This is a genomic window from Acinetobacter sp. I-MWF (genome assembly GCF_025433935.1).
Lineage (GTDB): Bacteria > Pseudomonadota > Gammaproteobacteria > Pseudomonadales > Moraxellaceae > Acinetobacter > Acinetobacter guillouiae.
On record NZ_JAMBAR010000054.1, the window covers coordinates 1 to 380 of the forward strand.

Consider the following 380-nt stretch of genomic DNA (forward strand, 5'->3'; position numbering starts at 1 on the left):
CACCTACAAGAAGATCAACGACAAGTACTTCCCTTTCAGCATCGAATGATCTGAACGGTATGCCCGACGCGCTCCCAGGGGCGCGTCGGCTTTCAGCTTTGCCTGCCGCGATATGAAAACACCATGAATTTCGATCTCTACGGATTCGGCCCGGCGCTCGCCGCCGGCGCGCTGATGACCGTCAAGCTGGCGCTCACGGCCCTGTGCCTGGGGCTGGTACTCGGCCTGGCCGGCGCTTTGGCCAAGACGTCCCCATACAAGCCGCTGCAGTGGCTGGGCGGGGCTTACTCGACCCTCGTTCGCGGTATTCCCGAACTGTTGTGGGTGTTGCTGATTTATTTCGGCACGGTCAACCTGATGCGTGCCCTCGGGGAGTTTTT

1 protein-coding gene is annotated in these 380 nt (G+C 60.3%); it reads left to right on the top strand.

What is annotated here, in order from left to right; genetic code table 11:
- Window positions 1-123: 123 nt before the first annotated feature.
- Window positions 124-380: ABC transporter permease subunit (locus M2R48_RS21335; RefSeq protein ID WP_262087630.1), on the top strand; the 257-nt coding region annotated here is incomplete at its 3' end.